Consider the following 25,960-nt stretch of genomic DNA (forward strand, 5'->3'; position numbering starts at 1 on the left):
GGCATGTGTCTGGGAATCCCGGGTCGAGTGATCGCCATGGCCGAGGGCTATGGCGGTCAGATAGCACGCGTCGACGTCGAGGGCGTCGAACGCCGGATCAACGTGGGCATCCTCGATCGACCCCCGTCCCCAGGGGATTGGGTGGTGATCCATATGGGATTCGCCATGGAGACGGTCAGCGAGCCGAAGGCGCGCGAGGCACGCGAAGGGCTGCAGTTGGTCGGTAGCGGACCGACGCAGCGGGTGCGCCGGGAGCTGCGGGTGTCCGGCGTCGTCCAGGGCGTCGGCTTCCGCCCGTTCGTGTACGCCGCGGCGGCCGCGCTGGGGCTCGCCGGATCGGTGCGCAACGACGTGGGTGGGGTGGTCGTGGAGGTCGAGGGCGACGCAGCCGACGTCGATGAGATGGTGCGCCGGCTTCGCAGCGAGCCGCCGCCGCTCGCGTTGATCGCGGACATCACCGAGCGGGACCTCGCGCCGCAGGGCGCCACCGGGTTCCACATCGACGAGTCGACCGCGGACGGCCTGGGGCGCACGCTGGGGTCGCCCGACGTGGCGATGTGCGCCGACTGCGAGCGGGAACTCACCGACCCGAGCGACCGCCGGTACCGGCACCCCTTCATCACCTGCACGAACTGCGGGCCGCGGTTCACGATCACCACCGATCTCCCGTACGACCGCGCGAACACCACCATGGCCGGGTTTCCGATGTGCGAGCGGTGCGCTCGTGAGTACGCCGACCCGGCCGACCGCCGGTTCCACGCACAGCCGATCGCGTGCCCGGACTGCGGGCCGGTGCTGACGTTGGTGACCCCGGCGGGATCGCAAGAGACGGGCGCCGCCGCGCTCGCCGTGGCGCGGAGCATGCTGTCCGAGGGAAAGATACTGGGCATCAAGGGGATCGGCGGATATCACCTGGCGTGCGACGCCCGCGATGCCGATGCGGTCGCCCTGCTCCGCCGCCGCAAGGCGCGCCGCACGAAGCCGTTCGCCGTCATGGTCCGCGATCTCGTCGTCGCCCGGCGGCTCACGGTGCTGGACCCGGCGGCGGAGGCGGTGCTGACCGGACCGCGTCACGCGATCCTGCTGGTGCCCCGTGGGCGGGGCGCCGGAGAGGTGGCGGCGTCCGTCGCCCCGAACGCTCCGGACCTGGGGATCTTCCTGCCCTACACGCCTTTGCATCGCCTGCTGTTCGGCCTCGACGGTGACGAACCCGGCCCCGATGTACTGGTGATGACCTCAGGCAACCGGTCGGGCGAGCCGATAGTGACGGACGACGGGCAGGCCGCCGCGTTGCTGGCGCCGCTGGCCGATGCGTGGCTCACCCACGACCGGGGCATCGTGGTCCCGTGCGATGACTCGGTCACGCGGTTCGTCTCCGGCGTCGAGGTCCCCATCCGACGCTCCCGCGGCTACGCGCCACTGCCGATAGCGCTCCCCTTCGACGTCGAGCCGACCCTCGCGGTGGGCGCGGATCTCAAGTGCACCTGCGGGATCGGCGTGGGTCGGTTCGCGTGGATCAGTCAGCACATCGGCGACGTGGACACCGCCGCGACGATCGAAGCGCTGGCGGCCGCCTCCGACCACCTCGCGATGATCACGGGTGTCGTTCCGACCCGTCTAGTGGTGGACGAGCACCCCGCATACCGATCGGCGCAGTGGGCACGCAGTGTGTCCCGTGGCCGGCCGGTGGTCGGCGTGCAGCACCATCACGCGCACATCGCGTCCGTGATGGGCGAGCACGGAGTGCCTGCGGGCCGGGAAGTGATCGGTATCGCGTTCGACGGCACGGGGTACGGGACCGACGGCGGCGTGTGGGGCGGCGAGCTGTTGGTCGCCGACTACGCGGGATTCGACCGGCTGGGGCAGCTCGCCTACGTTCCCCTGGCCGGCGGCGACGTGAGCGTCCGGCGGCCGTACCGGATGGCCATGGCGCACCTGCACCACGCGGGACTGCCCTGGTCCGACGGTGACCCGGCGGTCGCCGCCTGCCCGCCCGACGAGCGCCGAGTCCTCGCGCATCAACTCGACACGGGCCTCGGGTGCGTGCCGACGTCGAGCATGGGCCGGCTGTTCGACGCGGTCGCCTCGCTCGCGGGCGTGTGCCAGCGGGTCGACTACGAGGCCGAGGCGGCGATCGAGCTGGAAGGGGCCGCCAGGGAAGTCGAGGCGGACCGCCCGTATCGGTTCGCGGTTGCGCCCGTGGGCGATTCCGGGCGCTGCCAGGCCGATCCCGCCCCGCTCATCGCTGCGGTGGTCGACGACGTGCGGTCCGGCGTCCCCACGGGCATGATCGCCGCGCGGTTCCACCGCGCGGTGGCCGACCTGATCGTGGAATTCGCCGCCCGCGCCCGGGTGGCCACGGGGCTCGAGACGGTGGCGCTCGGCGGTGGCGTCTTCCAGAACACGGTGCTCCTCGAACTCGCGACGAGAGCCCTGTCCGGCGTCGGCTTCGAGGTTCTCCGTCCTGCTCTGCTGCCGGCCAACGACGGCGGGATAGCGCTCGGCCAGATCCTCGTGGCACAGGCCCGCGCAGGCGCGACGTGCACGGATGACGACCGTTAGGAGTAAGTGATGTGTTTGGCGGTACCGGGAAAGGTGCTGGTCCTCGAGGAACGGGACGGCACGACGATGGCGACGGTCGACTTCGGCGGGGTCCTGAAAGAGGTGTGCCTGCAGTACATCCCGGACATCCGGATCGGAGAGTACGTGATGGTGCACGTGGGGTTCGCCATTCAACGGCTCGATGAGCGGTCCGCTCTTCAGACGCTCGCGGACTTCGACCGCATGGGGATCCTCGAGACCGAGTTCGGCGACGGATTCGCTATGGCAGCGCAGCAGGCCGGAATCGACGGCAAGGACGGTGTGTCGTGAAGTACCTCGACGAATTCAGCAATCCGGATATGGCCCGGCGACTGTTGGACCAGATCCACCAGGTCACCACCCGGCGCTGGGCGATGATGGAGGTCTGTGGGGGACAGACGCATTCGATCATCCGGCACGGCATCGACCAGCTGTTGCCGGACGCGGTGGAGATGATCCACGGGCCCGGCTGTCCGGTGTGCGTGACGCCGCTGCAGATGATCGACAAGGCGCTCGAGATCGCGAAGCAGCCCGGGGTGATCTTCTGCTCGTTCGGCGACATGCTGCGGGTTCCCGGCAGTAGCGAGGACCTGTTCCGCACGAAGAGCGCCGGCGCCGATGTGCGCGTGGTGTATTCGCCGCTCGACGCGCTGAAGATCGCGCGGGAGCACCCCGACCGGGAGGTCGTGTTCTTCGGCATCGGTTTCGAGACCACGGCGCCGGCCAACGCGATGACGGTGTTCCAGGCCGAGCGGCTGGGTATCCGGAACTTCTCGTTGCTCGTGTCGCATGTGCTGGTGCCACCCGCCATCGCTGCGATCATGGAGTCGCCGGACTGCCGCGTGCAGGCCTTTCTCGCGGCCGGCCACGTGTGCAGCGTCATGGGCACGCGTGAGTACCCGGCGCTGGCGGAGAAGTATCGCGTGCCGATCGTGGTGACCGGGTTCGAGCCGCTCGACATCCTGGAGGGGATCCGGCGCACCGTGATCCAACTCGAGGCCGGCAGGTACGAGGTCGAGAACGCGTACGCGCGGGCGGTCCCCACCGACGGGAACCCCGCGGCGATGGAGATGCTGCGCGACGTCTTCGAGGTCACCGACCGCACGTGGCGGGGCATCGGCCTGATCCCGCAGAGCGGTTGGCGCCTGTCCGAGAGGTATCGCGAATTCGACGCCGAGTACCGGTTCGCCGTGACGGGCATCCACACCGCGGAATCGACGCTGTGTCGTTCGGGCGAGGTCCTGCAGGGGCTGCTGAAACCCCACGAGTGCGCGGCCTTCGGGCGGGAGTGCACGCCGCGACATCCGTTGGGCGCGACGATGGTGTCGTCCGAGGGGGCCTGTGCCGCCTACTACACGTATCGCCGCCTGAGCTCGGTCGGTGCATGATGACCGAGACCGCCGCATCATCGGTACCGATTCCCGACGCCGCGAACTGGGCCTGCCCGCTTCCACTGCGTGATTCGCCGAACATCGTGATGGGGCACGGTGGCGGGGGAGCGATGACCGCGGAGCTCATCGATCTGCTGTTCCTCCCCGCCTTCGGTGCCGCGGCCGCGGCTGAGATGGGGGACTCGGCAGTGCTGGCGATCGGGGACAGCCGGATCGCGTTCTCGACGGACTCGTTCGTGGTCAAACCGATGTTCTTCCCCGGCGGCTGCATCGGCGATCTCGCGGTGAACGGCACCGTCAACGACTTGGCGATGGCCGGCGCGACGCCGCTGGTGCTCTCGACCGCGTTCATCCTCCAGGAGGGCACGCCCCTGAGCGTGATCGAACGGATCGCGGACGCCATGGGACGTGCCGCCGAGGCGGCCGGGGTGAAGCTGGTGACCGGCGACACCAAGGTCATCGACAACACCTCGGGCGGCCCGGGCGACGTGTACGTGAACACCACCGGCATCGGGCTGGTGCCCGACGGTATGGACATCGGCCCGGCACGGGCGCGCGTCGGCGACGCGGTCCTGGTGAGTGGTGACATCGGCGTGCACGGGGTGGCCGTGCTGAGCTGCCGTGAGGGGCTCGAATTCGGCACCACGGTGGCCAGCGACACCGCTCCTCTGAACGGTCTGGTCGAGGCGATGATCGCCACGGGCGCCGACATCCGCGCGCTGCGCGACCCCACCCGCGGCGGCATGGCGGCATCGCTCAACGAGATCGCGAAGGCGTCGGGCGTGGGGATGCACCTCGTGGAGGCGGACGTGCCGGTCCCGCAATCGGTGAAGGACGCGTGCGGCCTGCTCGGGCTGGACCCGTTCCAGGTGGCGAACGAGGGGAAGCTGGTGGCGATCGTCGCCCCCGGGGACGCCGATCGGGTGCTCGATGCGATGCGGGCCCATCCGCAGGGCGTCGGTGCGCGGCTGATCGGGCGCTGCGTCTCGGACCACCCGACGATGGTCGTGGCGGCGACCGGGCTGGGCGGGACCCGCGTGGTCGACATGCCCATCGGCGAGCAGCTACCCCGGATCTGCTGATGCCCGCCCCGTCCGGGCCCCTGACATTCGCCCGCTACGCCTTCCCCCCGAACTCGCACGGCTACTGCGGGCCCGGCGACTCCGGCGCGTACTTCGAATACGGGGTCACGGGGGATGCGTCGGGGCTGCGGGCGATGTCCCGGAGGTTCGAGGGGGCGTGGCCCTACCTCGAACTGATCGCGCAGGCCAACCATCTCGGAGACCCGCTGGACGACCGGGTCGTCCGGGCCTACTGGGTGGGGAACCGCCTCCTGGAGCGGGTCTCGATGAATCAGATCGGGCGCAACATCGAGGACCGGTTCCGCGCCCAGGTCGGATCCGCATTCCCGCGACTGGCCGACAGCGTGCTGGCCGGCGCGGTGCCGCACCACAGCTTCGCCGTGTTCTGCGTCTACCCGTGGACGGGCCTCCTCGGCGACGGCTCGGTCTCCGATCACGCGCTGCACGTGCTGGATCGCTGCCGGATCCGGTCCGGCACCGTCGTCGCCCTGCAGCCCGACGAAGCGATCGTCCGGTCGCGTCCGCTCACCTGGGACGGGCGGTCGCTGAGCCTCGGCCCGGCTGTGCTGGAGACGGCGCGCCGCTCGATCGAGGGGGACGGGATCACGGAGCCGCTCATGGTCGGCGATCGGGTCACGCTGCACTGGGAGTGGGTCTGCGACAAGATCTCGGCGCCGGAGGAGGCCGTGTTGCACGCGTACACCCGGCGTCATCTCGCCATCGTCAACGCGGGCCGCCCGATCGCCGTCCTCTGACCCGAAGCCCGGCCACTGCCGTGTCGATCACGGGCGGAGCGTGGGACTCCGAGGCCGGTGTGAATAGACTTGCATCATCATGCATAATAATCACATGACCATCTCCGTAGCCGTCGCGGGCGCGAGCGGGTACGCCGGGGGCGAGATCCTCCGGCTGCTGCTGGGGCACCCCGCGTACCAGTCGGGCGAGCTCGTGATCGGCGCGTTGACCGCCGGATCCAACGCGGGCTCGACGCTGTTCGACCACCATCCGAACCTGCTGCCGCTGGCGGACCGCGTGCTCGACGACACGACTCCCGACGTCCTGCGCGGACACGACGTGGTGTTCCTCGGGCTGCCGCACGGCAAGTCCGCCGAGGTCGCGGAGGCATTGCCGCCCACCACGCTGATCATCGACTGCGGCGCCGACTACCGGCTGCGGGACGCCGACGCGTGGAAGCGGTTCTACGGCTCCGAGCACGCGGGTACCTGGCCATACGGTCTGCCCGAGCTGCCGGGCAACCGGGAGATCCTCACCGGCGCATCCCGGGTCGCGGTGCCCGGCTGCTACCCCACGGTGTCGTCGCTCGCCGCTTATCCCGCGGTGGCCGCGGGGATCGTGGCGCCATCCGTCACCGTCGTCGCGGTGAGCGGCACGTCGGGCGCCGGGCGCGCCGCGAAGGTGGACCTGTTGGCCTCGGAGGTGCTCGGCTCGGCCCGCGCCTACGGCGTCGGCGGCGTGCATCGGCACACCCCCGAGATCGTCCAGAACCTCTCGGCGGTCGCGGATCAGCCCGTCGCCGTGTCGTTCACGCCCGTGCTGGTCCCGATGGCGCGGGGCATCCTGGCCACCGTCGTCGCCGACACCGCCGCGGACGAGGCGACCGCGCGCGCCGTCTACGAGAAGGCGTACGCCGACGAGCCGTTCGTGCATCTGCTGCCGGCCGGCAAGCAGCCGCAGACGTCGTCGGTCGTGGGCTCCAACGCCGTACACGTTCAGGTGGCCGTCGACGAGGCCGCCGGACGGTTGGTGGTGACCGCCGCGATCGACAACCTCACCAAGGGCACGGGCGGAGCAGCCGTCCAGTCCATGAACCTGGCGCTCGGGCTTCCCGAGACCGCCGGCCTGAGCACCGTAGGAGTGGCCCCGTGAGCGGAGCGAGCGAAGACACCTTCCGCCTCGTCCGGAACCAGGGCGTCACCGCGCCCCTGGGCTTCAAGGCCGCCGGCATCGCGGCGGGCATCAAGGCGAGCGGCAGGCCGGACCTGGCGCTGGTCTTCAACGAGGGGCCCGAGTACTCGGCCGCGGGCGTGTTCACCGCGAACAAGGTCAAGGCTGCGCCGGTGCTGTGGAGCCGGCAGGTGCTCGAGACCGGCCGGCTCCGGGCGGTGGTGCTCAACTCGGGCGGTGCCAACGCCTGTACCGGTCCCGGCGGCTTCCAGGACGCGCATGCGACCGCCGAGAAGGTGGCGGAGACGCTGTCGCACTGGGGGACCGAGACCGGCGCCATCGAGGTCGCGGTGTGCTCCACGGGCCTGATCGGCGACCGGCTCCCCATGGACAAGGTGCTCGCGGGCATCGTGGAGGTGGTGCATGAGATGGGTGGCGGCATGAGCGGCGGCACCGACGCGGCGCACGCCATCATGACCACCGACACCGTCGCCAAGGAGACCGCGCTGCACCACAGCGGGGGCTGGAACGTGGGCGGAATGGTCAAGGGAGCGGGCATGATCGCGCCCGCGCTCGCGACGATGCTCGCGGTGGTCACGACGGACGTCAGCGCCACCGCCGCCCAGCTCGACGAGGCGTTGCGGCAGGCCACCAAGTACACCTTCGACAGGCTCGACGTGGACGGCGTGACCTCCACCAACGACACCGTGCTGCTGCTCGCCAACGGTGCCAGCGAGAAGACCTGCAGCCAACAGGAGTTGAACGACGCCGTGCGTGCGGTGTGCGACGATCTGGCCGCGCAGATGCAGGCCGACGCCGAGGGCGTCACGAAGCGGGTGACGGTGACGGTGACGGGCGCCGCGAGCGAGGACGAGGCGCTGATCGCCGCGCGCACCATCGCCCGCGACAGCCTGGTGAAGACGGCGTTGTTCGGCAGCGATCCCAACTGGGGCCGTGTGCTGGCCGCCGTCGGCATGGCGCCCATCGCGCTCGATCCGGACGCGATCGCGGTCTCGTTCAACGGGCAGCCGGTGTGCGAGAACGGCGTCGGCGTGCCCGGTGCGCGCGGCGTGGACCTGTCCGGCTCCGAGATCACCCTCACGGTGGACCTGGCGCAGGGCGCGGGCACCGCCGCGATCCGGACGACGGACCTGTCGCACGCGTACGTCGAAGAGAACTCGGCTTACTCGTCGTGAGCGCCGCGATCGGAGCGGCGCTCAGCCCGCTCGACAAGGCACACGTGCTGGCCGAGGCACTGCCCTGGCTGCAGCGGTTCCACGGGCGCACCGTGGTGGTCAAGTACGGTGGCAACGCGATGGTCGACGACCAGTTGAAGGCCGCGTTCGCCCAGGACATGGTGTTCCTGCGCACCTGCGGCATCAAGCCGGTCGTGGTGCACGGCGGTGGTCCCCAGATCTCGGCGATGCTCAAACGGCTCGGCATGCAGGGCGAGTTCAGGGGCGGCTTCCGCGTGACCACGCCCGAGGTGATGGATGTGGTGCGGATGGTGCTGTTCGGCCAGGTCGGCCGGGAACTGGTGGGACTCATCAACTCCCACGGTCCGTACGCGGTCGGCATGTCCGGCGAGGACGCCCACCTGTTCACCGCCACCCGCCGCGAGGTCGTCGTGGACGGGGTCGCCACAGACATCGGGCTGGTGGGTGACGTCACCACCGTCAAGCCCGAGGCCGTGCTCGATCTCATCGACGCGGGCCGCATCCCCGTCATCTCGACCATCGCGCCCGACGCCGACGGCGTGGTGCACAACATCAACGCGGACACCGCCGCGGCGGCCGTCGCCGAGGCGCTCGGCGCCGAGAAGTTGATCGTGCTCACGGATGTCGAGGGCCTGTATACGAGCTGGCCGGACCGATCGTCGCTCACCTCGGTGATCGACACCGACACGCTCGCCGCCCTGCTGCCCGGCCTGGACGCGGGGATGGTGCCCAAGATGGAGGCGTGCCTGCGGGCAGTCACCGGCGGCGTCCCCACGGCCCACGTGATCGACGGCCGCGTGCCGCACTCGGTGCTGCTCGAGGTGTTCACCAGCGCGGGCATCGGCACCATGGTCGTGCCGGCCTCAGGCGACGGAACAGACACCCGAACGGCCGACGACGAATTCGAGGAGGACCAGCAGTGACCCACACGGAGGAGATCCTCGGGCGGTGGAACGCCGCCCTGATGGACAACTATGGGACCCCGCCGGTGGCCCTCGTGTCCGGCTCGGGTGCCGAGGTCGTCGACGCCGACGGCAAGCGGTACGTCGACCTGCTCGCGGGCCTGGCGGTCAACATCCTCGGCCACGCGCACCCGAAGGTCGTGGAAGCCGTGACGCGGCAGATCTCGACCCTGGGACACGTCTCCAACCTGTACGTCGCCGAGCCCACGGTCCGGCTCGCCGAACGCCTCGTCGACCTGGTCGGGGTGCCCGGCACCCGGGTCTTCTTCTGCAACAGCGGCGCCGAGGCCAACGAGGCCGCGATCAAGATCGCGCGGCGCACCGGCCGGCCACGGATGATCGCCGCCGCCAACGGCTTCCACGGCCGCACCATGGGATCCCTCAGCCTCACGGGCCAGGAGGGCAAGCGCACGCCGTTCGTGCCGATGCTCGAATCGGTCGATTTCGTACCGTACGGCGACGGTGACGCGCTGCGCGCCGCCCTGCAGGACGGCGTGGCACAGGGCAGCCCCGTCGGCGCGGTGTTCCTCGAGCCGATCCAGGGCGAGGGTGGCGTCGTCGTCCCCCCCGCCGGCTATCTCGCGCAGGCGCGGGCCGCAGCCACCGAGGCCGGTGCGCTGCTCGTGCTCGACGAGATCCAGACCGGGATCGCCCGCACGGGAAGCATGTTCGCGTTCCAACAGGCCGGTGTGGTGCCCGACGTGTTCACCCTTGCCAAGGGGCTCGGCGGCGGCCTGCCGATCGGCGCCACCGTCGCCGTCGGCGAGCACGGCGCGGCGCTCACGCCGGGGCAGCACGGCACCACCTTCGGCGGCAACCCCGTCAGCGCCGCGGCCGCCAACGCCGTGCTCGACGTGATCGAGTCCGAAGACCTGATCGACCGGGCGGCGGCCCTCGGCAAGCACATCGCCACGTCGATCGAGGCGCTGGGCCACCCGCTGGTGAAGGGGGTGCGCGGGCAGGGCATGCTGCTCGGCGTCCTGCTCACCGAGGCCCGTGCCAAGCGGGTCGAGGCCGCGGCGCGGAGTGCCGGCTACCTGCTGAACGCCGCGCAGCCCGACCTGATCCGGCTGGCACCGCCGCTGGTGCTCACCGACGCGCAGGCCGACCGACTCATCGCCGACCTGCCCGAGATCCTCACTGCTGCAACCCAGGAGACGTAGATGACCCGCCACTTCCTGCGTGACGACGACCTGAGCCCGGCCGAGCAGGCCGAGGTGCTGGCGCTGGCCGCCGAGCTGAAGGCCGCCCCGTTCTCGCGTCGGCCGCTCGAGGGCCCCAAGGGCGTCGCGGTGATCTTCGACAAGAACTCCACCCGCACGCGGTTCAGTTTCGACATCGGCGTCGCGCAGCTCGGCGGACACGCCGTGGTGGTGGACGCGAAGTCGACCCAGATGGGGCGTGACGAGTCGTTGGCCGACACCGCCCGCGTGCTGTCGCGCTTCACCGAGGCGATCGTATGGCGCACCTACGCCCAATCGAACCTCGAGGAGATGGCGGCCGCGGGCAGCGTCCCCGTCGTCAACGCGCTGTCGGACGACTTCCACCCGTGCCAGATCCTCGCGGACCTGCAGACCATCGCCGAGCGGAAGGGCGCGCTTGCCGGGCTCAAGCTCACCTACCTGGGCGACGGCGCGAACAACATGTCGCACAGCTACATGCTCGGCTGCGTCACCGCCGGAATCGACGTGACCATCAGCGCGCCCGAGGGCTTCACGCCCGCGGCGCGGTTCGTCGACGCGGCGCGGACCCGCGCCAAGGAGACCGGCGCCGAGGTGAGCATCATCTCCGATCCGGTGCTCGCTGTCGCCGGCGTCGACGTGGTGGTCACCGATACCTGGGTGTCGATGGGGCAGGAGGCCGACGGCTTGGACCGCAAGGCGCCGCTGCGGCCGTACCGGATCGACGCCGCGTTGCTCGCGCACGCGGACCCGAACGCGATAGTGCTGCACTGCCTCCCGGCGCATCGCGGAGACGAGATCACCGACGAGGTGATCGATGGGCCACAGTCCGCGGTGTTCGACGAGGCCGAGAACCGCCTGCACGCACAGAAGGCGCTGCTGACCTGGCTGCTGGAGCACCAGTGACGTCAGGCGCGGATGCGTCGTCGCCGCGGAGCGGTCAGGGCGGCCCCGACCAGCCCGCCGCGACGCGCGCCGGCCGGCAGGCCGCCATCGTCACCGTCCTCGCCAACCACAAGGTGCGCAGTCAGGCCGAGCTGCAGGCGCTCCTGCTGCGACACGGCTTCGAGGCGACGCAGGCGACCATCTCGCGCGATCTCGACGAGTTGGGCGCGATCAAGCTGCGCGCGCCTGACGGCGGCGCAGGCGTCTACGTGGTGCCGGAGGACGGCTCGCCCGGTGAATGGGCCAGGGACTCAGGCGCTTCCGCTGGTCGGGAGCGGCTCGCCCGGCTGCTGGGCGACCTGCTGGTCGCGACCGATCACAGCGGTAACGTGTGCGTGCTGCGCACGCCGCCGGGCGCCGCGAACTTTCTGGCCAGCGCGCTCGACCGGGCGGCCCTCCCGGAGGTGGTGGGCACTGTCGCCGGCGACGACACGGTGATCGTGATCGCCCGCGAGCCCACCAGCGGTAAGGAACTCGCGGACCAGATCGCCGCTTTGGCTTGACACAATGGATTACGACGAAGAGGGACACGTGACCGACAAGCACGGAACGAACGAGGGCAGCCTGTGGGGCGGACGGTTCGCGTCCGGGCCAGCGGAGGCGATGGCGGCGCTGAGCCGCTCGACCCACTTCGACTGGGTGCTCGCGCCGTACGACGTGCGCGCGTCGCAGGCCCACGCCCGGGTGCTGCACGCCGCCGGGCTGCTGTCGGAGTCGGAGCTCGCCGAGATGCTCGCCGCGCTGGACCTACTCGCGGCCGATGTGGCGTCGGGCGCGTTCGCACCGGCCGAGACCGACGAGGACGTGCACGGGGCGCTCGAGCGGGGCTTGATCGAACGCGCCGGGGCGGACGTCGGCGGCCGCCTTCGGGCCGGACGCTCACGGAACGACCAGGTGGCCACGCTGTTTCGGATGTGGCTGCGGGACGCGATCCGCGCGGTGGCGGGGGGCGTCCTCGGCGTGGTCGACGCGCTGGTGGCGCAGGCACAGGCCAACCCCGACGTCGTGATGCCCGGCAAGACGCATCTGCAGGCCGCGCAACCGATCCTGCTCGCACACCACCTGCTGGCCTACACCCATCCGCTGCTGCGGGACGTGCAGCGCCTCGCCGACCTCGACAAGCGACTCGCGGTGTCGCCCTACGGATCCGGCGCGCTGGCCGGCTCCTCGCTCGGCCTGGACCCGGAGGCGATCGCCAGGGATCTCGGCTTCGACTCGGCCGCTGAGAACTCCCTCGACGCCACCGCGAGCCGTGACTTCGCGGCCGAGGCGGCGTTCGTTCTGGCCCTGATCGCGGTGGATCTCTCCCGCTGGTCCGAGGACGTGATCCTGTGGAGCACGGCAGAGTTCGGCTACGTCACGCTGGCCGACGCGTGGTCGACGGGCAGCTCGATCATGCCGCAGAAGAAGAACCCCGATGTCGCCGAGCTGTCCCGCGGCAAGGCCGGCCGCCTGATCGGCAACGTGTCCGGCCTGCTCGCCACGCTCAAGGCGCAGCCGCTGGCCTACAACCGGGACCTGCAGGAGGACAAGGAGCCGGTGTTCGACTCTGTGGAGCAGCTGCGGTTGCTGCTCCCCGCGGTCGCCGGGCTCACCGCCACCCTCGAGTTCCATCCCGAGCGCATGGCGGAACTGGCGCCCGCCGGCTACACGCTCGCCACCGATATCGCCGAGTGGATGGTGCGGCGCGGCATCCCGTTCCGCGTCGCGCACGAGGCCGCCGGCGCGTGCGTGCGCGTCGCCGAGTCCCGTGGCGCGGGCCTCGACGAGCTCACCGATGCCGAGTTCGCCGAGGTGCACCCGGCGCTCACGCCGCAGGTGCGCTCCGTGCTGACGGTGGCGGGTTCCGTCGCTTCGCGCTCGGCTCGCGGCGGCACAGCCGGCACGGCGGTGGCGAAGCAGCTCGACTCCGTCCGCTCGGAGACCGAGCGCCTGCGTGGGTGGGCCGCCGACGTCTGAGGCCCGCTCCGTCCAGTTCGCCCGGTCCGGCGGCGCTCGCGTTGACAGCGGCGCCGGCCACGCCTAGCGTCTCGGTCTAGCGATAACGGTTCTCGTTACCGCTAAATCGAGATTCGGGATGAGGTCAAAACGGTGGCACGAATGGGCGGACGCCTCTGGGCGTCGCTGGCGGTGGGTCTGGTCGGTGTGGTCACGCTTGGTGCGTGCAGCACGTCGAGCGGTACCGGCGCGGGCGCGAGCGCATCGGCCGGCAACGGCGGGAAGATCGTCGCGGTGGGTGCGGAGAACGAGTACGCGGACGTGATCAGCCAGATCGGTGGGCAGTACGTCGACACCACGGCGATCATGAGCGACCCGAACACCGACCCGCACACCTTCGAGGCGTCACCGGCGATCTCGAAGACGGTCGCCGCCGCGTCGCTCGTCGTGCAGAACGGGGTCGGCTACGACGGGTTCATGGGCACGATCGAGAAGGCGTCGCCGAACGCGGCACGCAAGGTGATCGACGTGCAGCAGCTGCGCGGGCTGCCGGACAGCACGCCGAACCCGCACCTCTGGTACGACCCGGCGACGATGCCGGTGGTGGCGAAGGCGATCGCCGCCGACCTGTCGGCGCTGCAGCCCGCCCACGCGTCGTATTTCCAGCAGAACGAGACGACGTTCGTCGACTCGCTGAAGCCGTGGACCGACGCGCTGGCGGCGTTCGCGAAGAAGTACCCGGCGACGCCGGTCGCCGTCACCGAGCCGGTGGCCGACTACATGCTGAAGGCCGCGGGCACCCGGAACCTGACGCCGTTCAGCCTGGAGACCGCCATCATGAACGGGACCGATCCGGCCCCGCAGGACATCTCGACGCAGACCGACCTGCTGAGCGGGAAGAAGGTGAAGGTCTTCGTGTACAACCAGCAGGTCACGGATGACGTCACCACCAAGTTCCTGGCGGCCGCGCGCGCCGCGAACATCCCCGTGGTGGGCGTGTACGAGACGATGCCGTCCGACGGGTACAACTACCAGCGGTGGATGGTCGCCGAGGTCGATGCGCTGAACAAGGCGGTGGGCCAGGGCGTCTCGACCGAGAAGCTGTGACCGCCGACAGGCCGGTACTGGCGCTGGACGGCGTCGGAGTCACGGCAGGCGGCCGGGTGATTCTGCGGGACATCGCACTCGAGGTGCGGCCCGGCGAGTTCACCGGGCTGATCGGCTCCAACGGGGCCGGCAAGACCACGCTGCTCCGGGTGATCCTCGGGTTGCAGCAGACGACCACCGGCACCGTCACCGTCGACGCCGGGGCGCGGATCGGCTACGTGCCGCAGAAGGTGTTGCTGGACCCGGACATGCCGATCCGTGCGCGCGACCTCGTCGCGCTCGGGCTGGACGGCCACCGGCTCGGCATCGGGCTGCCGTCGCGCACCCGGCGCGCCCGGGTCGACGCCATCCTCGAGGCCGTGGATGCGGCCCGGTTCGCGGACGCCCGTGTGGGGGAGCTGTCGGGTGGCGAGCAGCAGCGGGTGCTGATCGCCCACGCGCTGATCAGCGGGCCGCAGTTGCTGCTGCTCGACGAGCCGCTGGCGAACCTGGACCTGCGCAGCGGCCAGGAGGTGGTCGCACTGCTCGCGCGCGTCGCCAAGGCCCAGGGCGTCGCGGTGCTGCTGTCCGCGCACGACATGAATCCGCTGCTGCCCGTGATGGATCGCGTCGTGTACCTCGCTGACGGTCGGGCCGCGAGCGGGCCCACCGCCGACGTGATCACCGCCGAGGTGCTCAGCGACCTCTACCGGCACCGGGTGGACGTGCTGCACGTGCACGGCCGGGTGCTCGTGTTGGCGGGCGAGTGACCGGGTTCCTGCCGGCGGGCCTGCTCGCGAGTGAGGAGGTCCGTACGGCCCTGCTCGTCGGCGGCGTGGTGGCGGTGGTGTCGGGCATGGTCGGGGTGCTGACGGTGCTGCGCGGGCAGTCGTTCGCCGGCCACGCGCTCGCCGATGTCGGCACCACCGGCGGCGCCGGGGCGTTCCTGGTGGCGATTCCGCCGCTGTGGGGCTTCCTCGCGCTGAGCTTGGCCGGGGCGGCGGCGATGGAGCTGATCGGCGTGCAGCGGGCGCGCAGCCGCGACCTGGCCACCGGCGTCGTGCTGGGCGCCGGGCTGGGGCTCGCCGCGCTGTTCCTGTACTGGGACACCACCGTTCACAACACCACCGGCGCCGCGATGGTAGTTCTGTTCGGGTCGATCTTCGCGATCGGCCATGCCGTGGTGGCGCCCGTCATCGTCGCCGCGGTCGTCGCGGCATGCGTGGTGGCGGCTCTGTACCGGCCGCTGCTGCTGTGCGCGATCCATCCGGACCTCGCCGCGGCGCGCGGCGTGCCGGTCCGGACCGTCGGCGCCGTCTTCCTCGCGGCCATGGCCGTGACGGTGGCGCTTTCGGCGGTCACCATCGGCTCGATCCTGTCGACCGCCCTGTTGGTCGGCCCCGCGGCCACGGCGATCCGGCTCACGCGCCGCCCCGCGCGCGCGATGGTCTACGCCGCTCTGGTGGGTGTGGTCGCCGTGTGGGGTGGGGTGGTACTCGCATACGAGAGCTACCGATGGCCCCCGTCGCATCACGGCTGGCCGGTGAGCTTCTTCGTGGTCGCCATCGTGTTCGTGGCATACCTGGCCGCGGACCTTCCGGGACGGGGGAGGCGCTGATGTTCTCCGGTTTCATGGTGGACAGCTGGATCGTCGCCAGCCTGGTCGCGGTCGTCGCCGGCATGGTCGGGTTCTTCGTCGTCCTGCGCGGTTCCGCGTTCGTGGCGCACGCCGTGCCGCAGGGCGCTTTCGCCGGGGCGGCCGCCGCGAGTCTGCTGGGGCTGAACACGATCCTCGGTCTCGGGGTGTTCTCGGTGCTCGGCGCTCTGCTGATCGGCCGGCTCGAGCGTCGCGGCCGGCATGACGTGGCGGTCGCCCTGGCGCTGGTGCTGATGCTGGCCCTGGGCGGCCTGCTGCTGAGCTGGAACACCGAGTACGAGCCCGAGATCTTCTCGTTGCTGTTCGGCGAGGTGCTGGGGATCAACAACGGTCAGGTGCTGCCCAGCCTCGTGCTCGCCGTGGTGTGCTGCACGGGGGTGGTCGCGTTGTTCCGGCCACTGCTGCTGGTGTCGGCTGTGCCGGACGTCGCGGAGGCCGACGGATTGCCGGTGAGGCGATACGGGTCTGCCTTCCTGATCCTCGTCGCGCTGACCACGAGCCTGACGCTGCCCGTGGTCGGGGCGCTGCTGATCTTCAGCCTGATGGTCGGACCGCCGGCGTTCGCGCGGGCGGTGACGGCCGAGCCGGTGCGTGCGCTGGCGTTGTCGGCGGTAGTCGCGCTGGTCACCGTCTGGCTCTCGATCGCCGGTGCCTACCACTGGAATTGGCCGGTGGGGTTCTTCGTGGGGACGCTGTCGGCCGCCTGGTACGCGGTGGGACGTCTGGCTGCGTCACGGTGGATGCCGTGGCACGGGCGGACGAGCAGAGCGCCGGCCCTCGCATCCTGATAGGCATGTATCCGTGGCCGTACCCGTCCGCGGGGACGATAGGCGACATCGAGACGAACGAATAGATGCAGAACGATGAGGAGTGGGTTCGATGAACAAGAACAAGGCGGCAGACGTCGACGGTGCGCTGCGCAAGTTGGGGGCGGCTGTCGCGACCGGCGTACTCGGAGTGGTGCTGGTGGACGGTGCGAAGCGGATCGCTGCGAGCGGGGCGCTGCGACGCGGCGCCGTGTCGGCGACCGCGCTGGGGTTGCGGGGGGCGCGCTCGGCGGAGACCGGGGCGGAGTCGGCCCGTCTGCTGGTGTCCGACGTCGTCGCGGAGGCCCGCGAGCAGATCGGCGAGCAGGCCCCGCCGCCGGGCAACGGCGACGCCGGGCACGGGCACGAGCACTGACCCGGATGCGCGGGGACCAGGTGGCCGTTCGAGCGCGCGCGGGGCAGGAGCGAGAATCGGCGACCGACGAGGCGGCGGACGCCCTCGACGTCACCGTCCGGTCGGATGCCGCGGGGCGTGTGCGGTATGTGGCGCCGTGGCTCGCGGGGTCCCCCGCACGCGCGGTGGCGGTGGAGGACGCGCTCGAACGGGTGACGGGTGTGCGTGTGGCGCATGCGTACCCGCGCACGGCCTCGGTCGTCGTCTGGGTGACGGATCGGTGCTCGCGCGCCGAGGTCCTGACCGCGATCCGCTCCGCATCCGCGTGCCCGGCCGACGCCCGGCCCGAGCGCGCACCCCACTCGGCGGACGTGTCCAACGGCGACCTCGCCCGGATGGCCGTCGGCGGAACGGTTCTGGTGTTGCTCGGCGTGCGCCGGTACGTAGCGCGGCGCCCCGCCCTACTCGGCCCCACCAGCCGCACCGTCGCCACCGGCGTGACGATCTTCACCGGTTACCCGTTCCTGCGCGGCGCCGCGCGCTCGATCGCCGCCCGCCGGACGGGGGGCACGGACGTGCTCGTCTCGGCTGCGACGGTCGCAAGTCTGCTGCTCCGCGAGAACGTCGTCGCGCTCACCGTGCTGTGGTTGCTGAACATCGGCGAATACCTCCAGGATCTCACGCTGCGGCGCACGCGCCGCGCGATCCGGGACCTGTTGACAGGCACCGAGACGCAGGCGTGGGTCCGGGAGCCGGGCGGCGTGGAGCGGCTGGTCACCATCGATCAGCTCCGGGTGGGCGACGAGGTGGTGATCCACGAACATGTCGCGGTGCCGGTGGACGGCGAGGTCCTCGAGGGCGACGGGGTGCTCGACCAATCGGCGATCACGGGCGAACCGCTGCCGGTCGCCGTGGGCGCCGGATACGCGGTACACGCGGGCAGCGTGCTGCTGCGGGGCCGGGTGGTGATCCGCGCGACCGCCGTGGGCCCCGACACCGCGATCGGCCGGATCCTGTCGCGCGTCGAGCAGGCGCAGACCGACCGGGCTCCTATCCAGACGGTGGGCGAGAACTTCTCCCGCCGGTTCGTGCCCGCGTCGTTCGCTGTCGCGACGGCTACGCTGCTGGTCACCCGCGACGTCCGCCGAGCGATGACGATGCTGCTGGTCGCCTGCCCGTGCGCGGTCGGACTCGCGACGCCGACGGCGATCAGCGCTGCGATCGGCAACGGGGCGCGCCGCGGAATCTTGATCAAGGGTGGCTCGCACCTCGAGGCCGCGGGTCGGGTGGATGCGGTGGTGTTCGACAAGACCGGCACGCTCACCGTCGGGCGGCCGGTGGTCACCAACGTCGTGTCGTTCGACGACGCATGGGACCCGGAGCAGATCCTCGCCTACGTCGCGAGTTCCGAGATCCACTCGCGGCATCCGTTGGCGCAGGCGATCATCCGGTCCACTCGCGAGCGGCACATCGCGATCCCCGAGCACGAGCGCTGCGAGGTGCTGCTGGGACTCGGGATGCGGACCCGGGCCGACGGCCGCACGCTCCTGCTGGGTAACCCCGAGTTGCTCACGGCGGAGGGTGTGGCGATCACCGACGATGCCTGGCGCTGGGTGCGCCGGCTGCACGAGGAGGCCGAGACGCCCTTGCTGCTGGCGGTCGAGGGCGCGCTGGTGGGCCTCGTGAGCCTGCGCGACACCGTCCGGCCCGAGGCTCGTGAGGTGCTCGACGCACTCCGTGCGGACGGCGTGACGCGGATCGTGATGCTCACCGGTGACCACCCGGCGGCTGCTGCGGCGATCGCCGCCGAGCTGGGGATCACCGAATGGCGGGCGCAGACGCTGCCGGAGATCAAGGAGGAGACGGTGCGGGCGCTGCGGGCCCAGGGCCACACCGTCGCCGTGGTCGGTGACGGGACCAACGACGCACCGGCGCTGGCGCAGGCCGACATCGGGATCGCGATGGGCATCGGGGGCACCGACGTCGCCGTGGAGACTGCGGATGTCGCCCTCGCCGGGGACGACTTGCGCAGGCTGCTGGACCTGCGGGATCTGTCGAGGCACACGGTCTCCGTGATCCGCCAGAACTACGGGATGTCGATAGCCGTCAACGCCGTGGGGTTGGTGGCCGGTGCGTTCGGCGGGCTGTCTCCGGTGATGGCGGCGATCGCGCACAACGCTTCGTCGGTGGCGGTCGCGTCCAACAGCGCCCGCACCACGCGGTATCGATTGCCTGCCGCGGCTAGGGTCGAGCCAGCGGACCGCTGATGAGTCGCTGCAACGGCGGCGCGTAGGCCGCCGCCACCGCCGCCGCCGGCAGCGACGCCAGCGGCTCGAGCCGCAGCACGTGTCGCGCGGCGATGAGTCCGAACACCTGGGCCGCAACGAGACTCGCGCGCAGCGCGCCGTCGCCGGGTCCGGCCTCCATCCGCTCGGTGAGTTCGGCGAGCACGATCTCCTGCAGGAAGCCGCGTACCAGTGCGGGGTCGCCGCTGCCGCCCAGTTGGGTGCGGATCACCGCGACGCCCGCCTCGCGCAGCGGTCCGTCCCACAGCGGGATCACCCCGGAGAGCAGCGCGTGCGCCACGGCGCCGAGCGGTGTCGCCCGGATCGCTGCCAGCACGGGCTCGGGGTCGACCGGCACGGCGAGCGCGGCGAGGTACAGGTCCTGCTTGGTCCCGAAGTAGTGGTGCACGAGCGCCGGGTCGACCCGCGCGTCGGCCGCGATGGTGCGGACAGACGTGCGCTCGAAGCCGCCCGCTGCGAACAGAGTGCGCGCCGCGGCGAGGATCTGGGCGCGGGTGTCGGGTGCGCCGGCGCGGCGGCCGCTGCGCGGGCGCGGTGTGCGCTCGGAACGGGCCGTCATCGGGTCGAGCGTTGCAGAGTCGCGGCCGCGAGTCCCAGCCCGACGACGGCGAACCCGGCCACCACCGCGAGGTCGACCCACATCGCCGCGGTCGCATTCGGGTGCACCCCCACCTCCCGCAGTGCGTCCACTGCGTATGTCAACGGCAGTATCCGGCTGATCCACTGCAGCCAGTCGGGCATCTGATCGCGCGGAACGAGCAACCCGCACAGGAAGATCTGTGGCACGACGACGATCGGCATGAACTGCACGGCCTGGAACTCCGTGCGCGCGAAGGCGCTGCACAGCAGCCCGAGGGCCACGCCGAGCACCGCGTCGACCACCGCGATGAGGACGACCAGTCCCACCGATCCCGCGGTCTTCATCCCCAGCAGGTACACGGTGACCGCGGTCGCCACCACCGCCTGTACGGCTGCGGCCACGGAGAACGCTGCCGCGTAGCCGACCAACAGGTCCGCCTTCGCGAGCGGCGTTGTGAGCAGCCGCTCGAGCGTGCCCGAGACGCGTTCGCGCTGCATCGCGATCGACGTCACGATGAACATCAGGGCGAAGGGGAGCACCCCCAGCATGACCAGGGCGATCCGGTCGAAGAACGGGTGCCCGGTCATGCCCGGGAAGCGGCCGTAGTCGCGGTAGAGGAAGTACAGCAACGCCAGGAGAGCGGTGGGAACGGCGACGACCAGGCCGACGGTGCGTGGGTCGGCCCGGAGCTGGCGCAGGACGCGGATCGCCGTCGCGACCGCGATCGTGGGGTTCACGAGTGTGCCTCCTGTCGGCGGATGAGGGCCAGGAAGGCGTCGTCGAGGGAGGACTCGCCGGTGCGTTCGCGCAGCTCATCGGGGGTGAGAGCGGCGACCAGCCGGCCGTCGCGGAGCAGGATCAGTCGGCTGCAGTGTGCGGCCTCGTCCATGACGTGGCTGGAGACCAGGAGCGTGGTCCCGGCCTCTGCGAGCGCCGCGAAGCGCTCCCACAGGTCGGCGCGGAGCACGGGATCGAGGCCCACCGTCGGTTCGTCGAGGATCAGCAACGGCGGGCGGGCTACCAGCGCACACGCCACACTGACCCGCGAGCGCTGGCCGCCGGAGAGGGCGTCGGTGCGGCGGCCGCGGAATCCGTCCAACCCGACCGCCGCGATGGCGTCGGCCACGTCGGCGTCGGCGGTCCGGCGGCGAGCGGGATACAGGGCGGCGAAGTAGCGGACGTTCTGCTCGACGGTGAGATCCGCGTACACAGAGGGTGATTGGGTCACGTAGCCGATCTCCGACCGCAGAATCCGGGAACCGGCAGGGTGGCCGAGCACCGTCGCCGACCCGGACGAGATGCGTTGTGCCCCCACCGCTACGCGCATGAGGGTGGTCTTGCCGCAGCCCGAGGGCCCGAGCAGACCCGTGATGGAGCCGGAGCCGACCGTGGCGGTGATGCCGTCGAGCACCGTGTGGCCCGAGCGGACCACGGTGAGCGAGTCGAAGTCGACAGCGGCAGGCATGGCCACCTCCGGGGAAGGATGTCACCGAGTGATGAATTCACCCTATAATGAATTATGCGCGCGGCGGCGTACCGAGTCAATGCCGTGCGGCGGGTGGGAGAATCGCCGGCGCCTGCGCGGGTCGGCCGGGCAGAATCCTCGAGCCGGGGCGAGGCCAGCCTCGGGATGATCGACTACGAGGGCGTCGTGACGGCGTCGATGGTGTACGACGGCCAGCCCGTGATCGATCACTTCAAGCGGATCGACGACGACACCGTGATGGGCGTCATGAGCGGCAAGGTCAGCCGGTTCGCGACTCCGAGGTTCTACTTCTACCTCTGTTCTACCTCTGCCGCGAGTCGTGAGCTGCCGGCCCGGCTCTGCTGGCTGACCGATCGGAGGTTCGCGCGGACCGTCGGTGGTCGACTCGGTACCCTTCGCACATGGCCATCGACGCGACGCTTCTGAAGATCCTCGCGTGCCCGCAGGACAAGGGCCCGCTGCTGTATCTGGAGGGCGAACTGTTCTACAACGCGCGGCTGCGGCGCGCCTATCCCATCGAGGACGGCCTCCCCGTGCTGCTGATCAGTGAGGCCCGCGACGTGGACGAGGACGAACATCAGCGCATCCTGGCGCGCGCGGCTGGCTGACCATCCGCTGCGGGCCGCGCGATGGGTGCTCGGCTCGACGCTGACGGTCGACTCCGCCCGCGGGATGGGGATCCCGGTGCGCGCCCGGATCGTGGAGGTCGAGGCATACGGGTCGCCGCCCGACGGGCCCTGGCCCGACCCGGCGGCGCACACCTTCCCAGGTCTCACGCCGCGCAACGAAGTGATGTTCGGGCCGGCCGGGCACATGTACGTCTACCTCTCATACGGGATCCACCTGTGCGCCAACGTCACCGCGGGGCCCGACGGTGTCGGCTCCGGCGTGCTGCTGCGCGCGGCACGCGTCGAGCAGGGCGAGGAGGTCGTGCGGACGCGTCGCCCCGCAGGCCAATCCTCGCCGGTGCTCGCCTCCGGACCCGGGCGGCTGGGGCAGGCGATGGGGATCACCCTTGCGGACAACGGGATCGACCTTCTCGATCCCTCGTCGCCGATCCGATTGGAGCTCGCGGGCCGGCGCGGGCCGGTCCGTTCGGGTCCGCGGGTGGGAATCAGCCGAGCGACCGAGCTGCCGTGGCGGCTGTGGTTGGACGGCGATCCGGCGGTGTCGCGGCAGCGTGCAGCGATAGTCCGCGACTGAGGTCAGGCAAACCTCTCCCCTCGCGTCCGGTCTCTGTTAGACAGGACAGCGACCGGACGCGAGGGGAGCGGCAGTGGCGGACATCAAGGACGTCTTCGACGCGAAGGACGCCGTCGGACTCGGGGCGCTGGTCGCTGCAGGGGAGGTCACCTCGTCGGAGCTGGTCGACGAGGCGATCCGGCGCGTGGAGTTGCTCAACCCGCGCCTGAACGCACTCACCTACGTCGACTTCGATCGCGCTCGGGCGGCCGCGGCCACCGTCGGCACCACCAGCGCGCTGTCCGGCGTGCCGTTCGTGATGAAGGACCTCGCGGTCGAGTGGGCGGGATACCCCGTGACCAACGGCTCCCGCTACTGGAAGGACCACGTCGCCACCGGCAACTGGACCCTGGCGCAGCGGGCCCTGGACGCCGGCCTGATCCCGCTCGGCAAATCGAACGTCCCCGAGGGCGGCTGGGCCGGCACCACCGAACCCGCCCTGCACGGTCCCACCGTGAATCCCTGGGACCCGAGCCTGATCCCGGGCGGATCGTCCGGCGGGTCGTCGGTGGCCGTCGCGAGTCGCATGGTCCCGATCGCCGACGCAAGCGACGGCGGAGGATCCATCCGCATCCCCGCATCGATCAACGGGCTGGTCGGCCTCAAGCCGTCCCGCGGCCGAATCACCTTCGGGCCCATGCTCACCGACTTCTGGTGCGGCGGTGCCGTGTTCCTGTGCGTGTCCCGGTCGGTGCGCGACACGGCCGCCTACCTCGACATCGTCGCGGGCGCGGAGCCCGGGGAACCGTACGCGCTGGATCTGCCCGGCGAGCCGTACGCAGCCGCGCGCACGCGAGCGCCCGGGCCACTGCGTATCGGCGTGGTCACGCAGGGGCCCGACGGTGGCGCGGTGTCCGACGACGTCGCCGCCGCGGTCGCGCAGGCGGCCGGGCTGTGCCGGGATCTGGGGCACCACGTCGACGGCCTCGATCTGCGTTTCGCGATCGAGCTGATGGGCCACGTGTTCTGCCGGATCGGGGCGGTCGCCGCGGCTGCGAGCTACGCGTTCGGTGCCGCTACCGTGGGGCACGAGGTGACGGAGGACGACGTCGAGCCGGTCACCTGGGCGATGATCCAGCTGGGCCGGAGCATCACCGGTCCCGAGCATTACGTCGACGTCGAGTTGCTGCGAGGCTTCGCCCGTGACTACGTCCGGCAGCAGCAGGCGGTGGACGTGGTCCTCGCGCCGGTGCTGCCCGAGTCCGCCCCGGAGATCGGCTTCCTCGATATGCGCCACCAGGACCTGACCACCTACAACGACCTGATGACGCGAGGTGCGGTCTTCACCGCACCGGTCAACCTGTCCGGGCAGCCCGCGATCACCCTCCCGATCGGTCGCACCGCCGAGGGCAGCCCCGTAGGAGTGCAGTTCATCGCGCCGATCGGGCGTGAGGACGTGCTGCTCGGGCTGGCGCGCACCCTCGAAGAGGCAGCGCCGTGGTCCGACCGCCGGCCGTCCGTCACCCGGGACGTTCTCGGCTGAACCGGCGCCGAGTCCCGTCCCAACGCGCGGGTCGGCCACAATGAGGGGCGTGAGTTCTGACATCCTCGACGAGCTGTCCTGGCGCGACTTGATTGCGCAGTCCACCGACCTCGACGCGCTCCGCGCGCATCTCGCCGAGGGGATGGCGACGCTCTACATCGGCTTCGACCCCACGGCACCGTCCCTCCATGCAGGGCACCTGGTGCAGCTGCTGACGTTGAAGCGGTTCCAGCAGTTCGGGCACCGGCCGATCGTGCTCGGGGGCGGCGCGACCGGCCAGATCGGCGACCCGCGGGACGAGGGGGAGCGGGTGATGAACTCGGTCGACACCGTGGCCGAGTGGGCGGGGCGGATCGAGGCGCAGCTACGGCGATTCGTCGACTTCGGTGACGCGCCGAACGCCGCGCTGGTGGTCAACAACCTCGACTGGCACGGGCAGATGAACGTGCCTACCTTCCTGCGCGACGTGGGCAAGCACTTCTCGCTCAACGTGATGCTGGCCCGCGACACCGTCAAGCGCCGGCTGGACGGCGACGGGATCAGCTACACCGAGTTCAGCTACATGCTGCTGCAGGCCTACGACTTCGTCGAGCTCGCCCGGCGGCACGGGTGCACGCTCCAGTGCGGCGGGTCCGACCAGTGGGGGAACATCATCTCGGGGGTGGACCTGAACCGCCGGATCGACGGTCGATCCACCCACGCGCTGACGACGCCGCTGGTCACCTCGTCCGACGGGAAGAAGTTCGGGAAGTCGACAGGCGGCGGGTCGCTGTGGCTGGACCCCGAGATGACCAGCCCATACGCCTGGTACCAGTACTTCGTGAACACCGCCGATGCCGACGTGATCCGCTACCTGCGCTGGTTCACCTTCCTCACGCGCGACGAGATCGATGAGCTCGAGCGGGAGACCACCGAGGCGCCACACAAGCGCACTGCGCAACGCCGGCTCGCCGCCGAGATGACCACCCTGGTGCACGGGGTGGAGAACACCCGCGCAGTGGAGCTGGCGGCGCAGGCGCTGTTCGGTCGCGCCGACCTGGCCGAGCTCGACGAGCGGACACTCGCCGCCGCAGTAGGCGAGACGACGGTGGCCGAGATCGCCCCTGGTGACCCGCGCACCATCGTCGACCTGCTGGTCGTGACCGGCCTCGCCGACAGCCGGGGCGCGGCGAAGCGCGCAGTACGCGAGGGCGGCGCGTACTCGAACAACGAGAAGATCTCCGACGAGGATTGGGCCCCCGGCGAAGGCGACCTGCTGCACGGTCGCTGGTTGGTGCTTCGGCGGGGTAAGCGCCACTTCGCCGGCGCTCGATTCGCGGGCTGAGAGCGACTCCCGGCGGTGTGTGGTGGATCACATTGGTGTGGTTCGGGTGGTTGGTGGGGTGGTGTGGGGCTGTGACCTGGGGTTATGAACGTGGGGTTACGGGTTGACCTGGGGGTTTGCGCTTGTGTTCGGTGCCGCGTAACTTATTCCAAGTCAGCGAGGCACCGGCCGGGCCGGGAGGCGAAAGCCCAGGTCAGACGGTGTGTCGCGGGTGGGGATCGATCGTATGGGCGAGTGGCTCGGTGCGGATGGTCCTGTTGCTGCGGAGGATGTTCCTGGTTGACACCGGGGACTGCGTCATGTAGCTTGGAACGGTTGCCTTCGCTGGTTTCCGCCCTCTGGTTGGGGGTGTGGGTCTGGTGGGTGCGTGTTCTTTGAGAACTCAACAGTGTGTCGATGAATTGTCAGTGCCAAAAATTGTTTTTTGGCATGCG

25 protein-coding genes and 1 pseudogene are annotated in these 25,960 nt (G+C 70.8%); 23 read left to right on the forward strand and 3 right to left on the reverse strand.

The window, feature by feature from the left end; translation table 11 throughout:
• Positions 1 to 3 precede the first annotated feature (3 nt).
• The 18 genes from hypF (at position 4) to ABD908_RS08700 (ending at position 19,372) form a co-directional block, all read left to right on the forward strand.
• Positions 4 to 2,562: a carbamoyltransferase HypF gene (gene hypF / locus ABD908_RS08615; RefSeq protein ID WP_344993761.1), complete on the forward strand. Its 2,559-nt coding sequence runs from the start codon at positions 4 to 6 to the stop codon at positions 2,560 to 2,562.
• Positions 2,563 to 2,571: 9 nt separating this feature from the next.
• Positions 2,572 to 2,871 (forward strand): HypC/HybG/HupF family hydrogenase formation chaperone, encoded by a 300-nt coding sequence (locus ABD908_RS08620; protein ID WP_344993764.1) that lies wholly within the window; start codon positions 2,572 to 2,574, stop codon positions 2,869 to 2,871.
• Complete coding sequence (hypD, locus tag ABD908_RS08625; RefSeq protein ID WP_344993767.1) at positions 2,868 to 3,968, forward strand: hydrogenase formation protein HypD; 1,101 nt, start codon at positions 2,868 to 2,870, stop codon at positions 3,966 to 3,968. The genes ABD908_RS08620 and hypD overlap by 4 nt, the downstream gene beginning before the upstream one ends.
• Positions 3,968 to 5,053 carry a hydrogenase expression/formation protein HypE gene (hypE, locus tag ABD908_RS08630; protein WP_344993770.1) on the forward strand — a complete coding sequence of 362 codons (1,086 nt, stop codon included), beginning with the start codon at positions 3,968 to 3,970 and terminating at the stop codon, positions 5,051 to 5,053. Before hypD ends, hypE begins: the two co-directional genes overlap by 1 nt.
• Complete coding sequence (locus tag ABD908_RS08635; protein ID WP_344993773.1) at positions 5,053 to 5,808, forward strand: DUF6390 family protein; 756 nt, start codon at positions 5,053 to 5,055, stop codon at positions 5,806 to 5,808. Before hypE ends, ABD908_RS08635 begins: the two co-directional genes overlap by 1 nt.
• A gap of 94 nt (positions 5,809 to 5,902) precedes the next feature.
• Entirely contained in the window at positions 5,903 to 6,940 is a 1,038-nt protein-coding gene (gene argC / locus ABD908_RS08640) for an N-acetyl-gamma-glutamyl-phosphate reductase (protein WP_344993776.1), read from the forward strand.
• A complete protein-coding gene (argJ, locus tag ABD908_RS08645; RefSeq protein WP_344993779.1) occupies positions 6,937 to 8,154 on the forward strand; it encodes a bifunctional glutamate N-acetyltransferase/amino-acid acetyltransferase ArgJ in 1,218 nt (405 codons plus the stop codon). The genes argC and argJ overlap by 4 nt, the downstream gene beginning before the upstream one ends.
• On the forward strand, positions 8,151 to 9,098 hold the full coding sequence (gene argB, locus ABD908_RS08650) for an acetylglutamate kinase (RefSeq protein ID WP_344993782.1): 948 nt from the start codon (positions 8,151 to 8,153) through the stop codon (positions 9,096 to 9,098). Before argJ ends, argB begins: the two co-directional genes overlap by 4 nt.
• Positions 9,095 to 10,300 (forward strand): acetylornithine transaminase, encoded by a 1,206-nt coding sequence (locus ABD908_RS08655; protein ID WP_344993786.1) that lies wholly within the window; start codon positions 9,095 to 9,097, stop codon positions 10,298 to 10,300. Before argB ends, ABD908_RS08655 begins: the two co-directional genes overlap by 4 nt.
• Complete coding sequence (argF, locus tag ABD908_RS08660; RefSeq protein ID WP_344993789.1) at positions 10,301 to 11,224, forward strand: ornithine carbamoyltransferase; 924 nt, start codon at positions 10,301 to 10,303, stop codon at positions 11,222 to 11,224.
• The gene (locus tag ABD908_RS08665; RefSeq protein WP_344993792.1) at positions 11,221 to 11,766 is read left to right on the forward strand and encodes an arginine repressor; all 546 of its coding nucleotides are present in this window, start codon (positions 11,221 to 11,223) and stop codon (positions 11,764 to 11,766) included. Before argF ends, ABD908_RS08665 begins: the two co-directional genes overlap by 4 nt.
• 28 nt (positions 11,767 to 11,794) lie before the next feature.
• Positions 11,795 to 13,222, forward strand: coding sequence for an argininosuccinate lyase (gene argH / locus ABD908_RS08670; protein WP_344993795.1), 1,428 nt, complete (start codon positions 11,795 to 11,797; stop codon positions 13,220 to 13,222).
• Between the two features lie 141 nt (positions 13,223 to 13,363).
• Positions 13,364 to 14,308, forward strand: a complete 945-nt coding sequence (locus tag ABD908_RS08675) for a metal ABC transporter solute-binding protein, Zn/Mn family (protein WP_344993798.1) — start codon at positions 13,364 to 13,366, stop codon at positions 14,306 to 14,308.
• The gene (locus ABD908_RS08680) at positions 14,305 to 15,057 is read left to right on the forward strand and encodes a metal ABC transporter ATP-binding protein (RefSeq protein ID WP_344993801.1); all 753 of its coding nucleotides are present in this window, start codon (positions 14,305 to 14,307) and stop codon (positions 15,055 to 15,057) included. The genes ABD908_RS08675 and ABD908_RS08680 overlap by 4 nt, the downstream gene beginning before the upstream one ends.
• Positions 15,054 to 15,905 carry a metal ABC transporter permease gene (locus tag ABD908_RS08685; RefSeq protein WP_344993804.1) on the forward strand — a complete coding sequence of 284 codons (852 nt, stop codon included), beginning with the start codon at positions 15,054 to 15,056 and terminating at the stop codon, positions 15,903 to 15,905. The genes ABD908_RS08680 and ABD908_RS08685 overlap by 4 nt, the downstream gene beginning before the upstream one ends.
• Positions 15,905 to 16,732 carry a metal ABC transporter permease gene (locus ABD908_RS08690; RefSeq protein ID WP_344993806.1) on the forward strand — a complete coding sequence of 276 codons (828 nt, stop codon included), beginning with the start codon at positions 15,905 to 15,907 and terminating at the stop codon, positions 16,730 to 16,732. The genes ABD908_RS08685 and ABD908_RS08690 overlap by 1 nt, the downstream gene beginning before the upstream one ends.
• Before the next feature lie 91 nt (positions 16,733 to 16,823).
• A complete protein-coding gene (locus ABD908_RS08695; RefSeq protein WP_344993809.1) occupies positions 16,824 to 17,126 on the forward strand; it encodes a DUF1490 family protein in 303 nt (100 codons plus the stop codon).
• Between the two features lie 5 nt (positions 17,127 to 17,131).
• Positions 17,132 to 19,372 (forward strand): heavy metal translocating P-type ATPase, encoded by a 2,241-nt coding sequence (locus tag ABD908_RS08700; RefSeq protein WP_344993812.1) that lies wholly within the window; start codon positions 17,132 to 17,134, stop codon positions 19,370 to 19,372.
• Here ABD908_RS08700 and ABD908_RS08705 read toward each other — a convergent pair.
• Genes ABD908_RS08705 through ABD908_RS08715 form a run of 3 tightly spaced genes read right to left on the reverse strand, consistent with a single transcriptional unit; the run spans position 19,347 to position 21,456 of the window.
• Entirely contained in the window at positions 19,347 to 19,970 is a 624-nt protein-coding gene (locus ABD908_RS08705) for a TetR/AcrR family transcriptional regulator (protein WP_344993815.1), read from the reverse strand. The genes ABD908_RS08700 and ABD908_RS08705 overlap by 26 nt on opposite strands.
• On the reverse strand, positions 19,967 to 20,728 hold the full coding sequence (locus tag ABD908_RS08710) for an ABC transporter permease (protein WP_344993817.1): 762 nt from the start codon (positions 20,726 to 20,728) through the stop codon (positions 19,967 to 19,969). The genes ABD908_RS08705 and ABD908_RS08710 overlap by 4 nt, the downstream gene beginning before the upstream one ends.
• Positions 20,725 to 21,456 carry an ABC transporter ATP-binding protein gene (locus ABD908_RS08715; RefSeq protein ID WP_344993821.1) on the reverse strand — a complete coding sequence of 244 codons (732 nt, stop codon included), beginning with the start codon at positions 21,454 to 21,456 and terminating at the stop codon, positions 20,725 to 20,727. The genes ABD908_RS08710 and ABD908_RS08715 overlap by 4 nt, the downstream gene beginning before the upstream one ends.
• 144 nt (positions 21,457 to 21,600) lie before the next feature.
• Between ABD908_RS08715 and ABD908_RS08720 the strand changes: the two are divergent.
• The 5 genes and pseudogenes from ABD908_RS08720 to tyrS form a co-directional block, all read left to right on the forward strand.
• Positions 21,601 to 21,774: pseudogene (locus tag ABD908_RS08720) on the forward strand (DUF4334 domain-containing protein); the annotation flags it as partial.
• Between the two features lie 104 nt (positions 21,775 to 21,878).
• The gene (locus ABD908_RS08725) at positions 21,879 to 22,085 is read left to right on the forward strand and encodes a Trm112 family protein (protein WP_344993824.1); all 207 of its coding nucleotides are present in this window, start codon (positions 21,879 to 21,881) and stop codon (positions 22,083 to 22,085) included.
• Positions 22,078 to 22,680: a DNA-3-methyladenine glycosylase gene (locus ABD908_RS08730; RefSeq protein WP_385924297.1), complete on the forward strand. Its 603-nt coding sequence runs from the start codon at positions 22,078 to 22,080 to the stop codon at positions 22,678 to 22,680. Before ABD908_RS08725 ends, ABD908_RS08730 begins: the two co-directional genes overlap by 8 nt.
• A 73-nt stretch (positions 22,681 to 22,753) precedes the next feature.
• A complete protein-coding gene (locus tag ABD908_RS08735; protein ID WP_344993830.1) occupies positions 22,754 to 24,202 on the forward strand; it encodes an amidase in 1,449 nt (482 codons plus the stop codon).
• Positions 24,203 to 24,251: 49 nt separating this feature from the next.
• Entirely contained in the window at positions 24,252 to 25,526 is a 1,275-nt protein-coding gene (tyrS, locus tag ABD908_RS08740; protein ID WP_344993833.1) for a tyrosine--tRNA ligase, read from the forward strand.
• Positions 25,527 to 25,960 lie beyond the last annotated feature (434 nt).

It is taken from the genome of Tsukamurella soli (assembly GCF_039541155.1).
Taxonomy (GTDB): domain Bacteria; phylum Actinomycetota; class Actinomycetes; order Mycobacteriales; family Mycobacteriaceae; genus Tsukamurella; species Tsukamurella soli.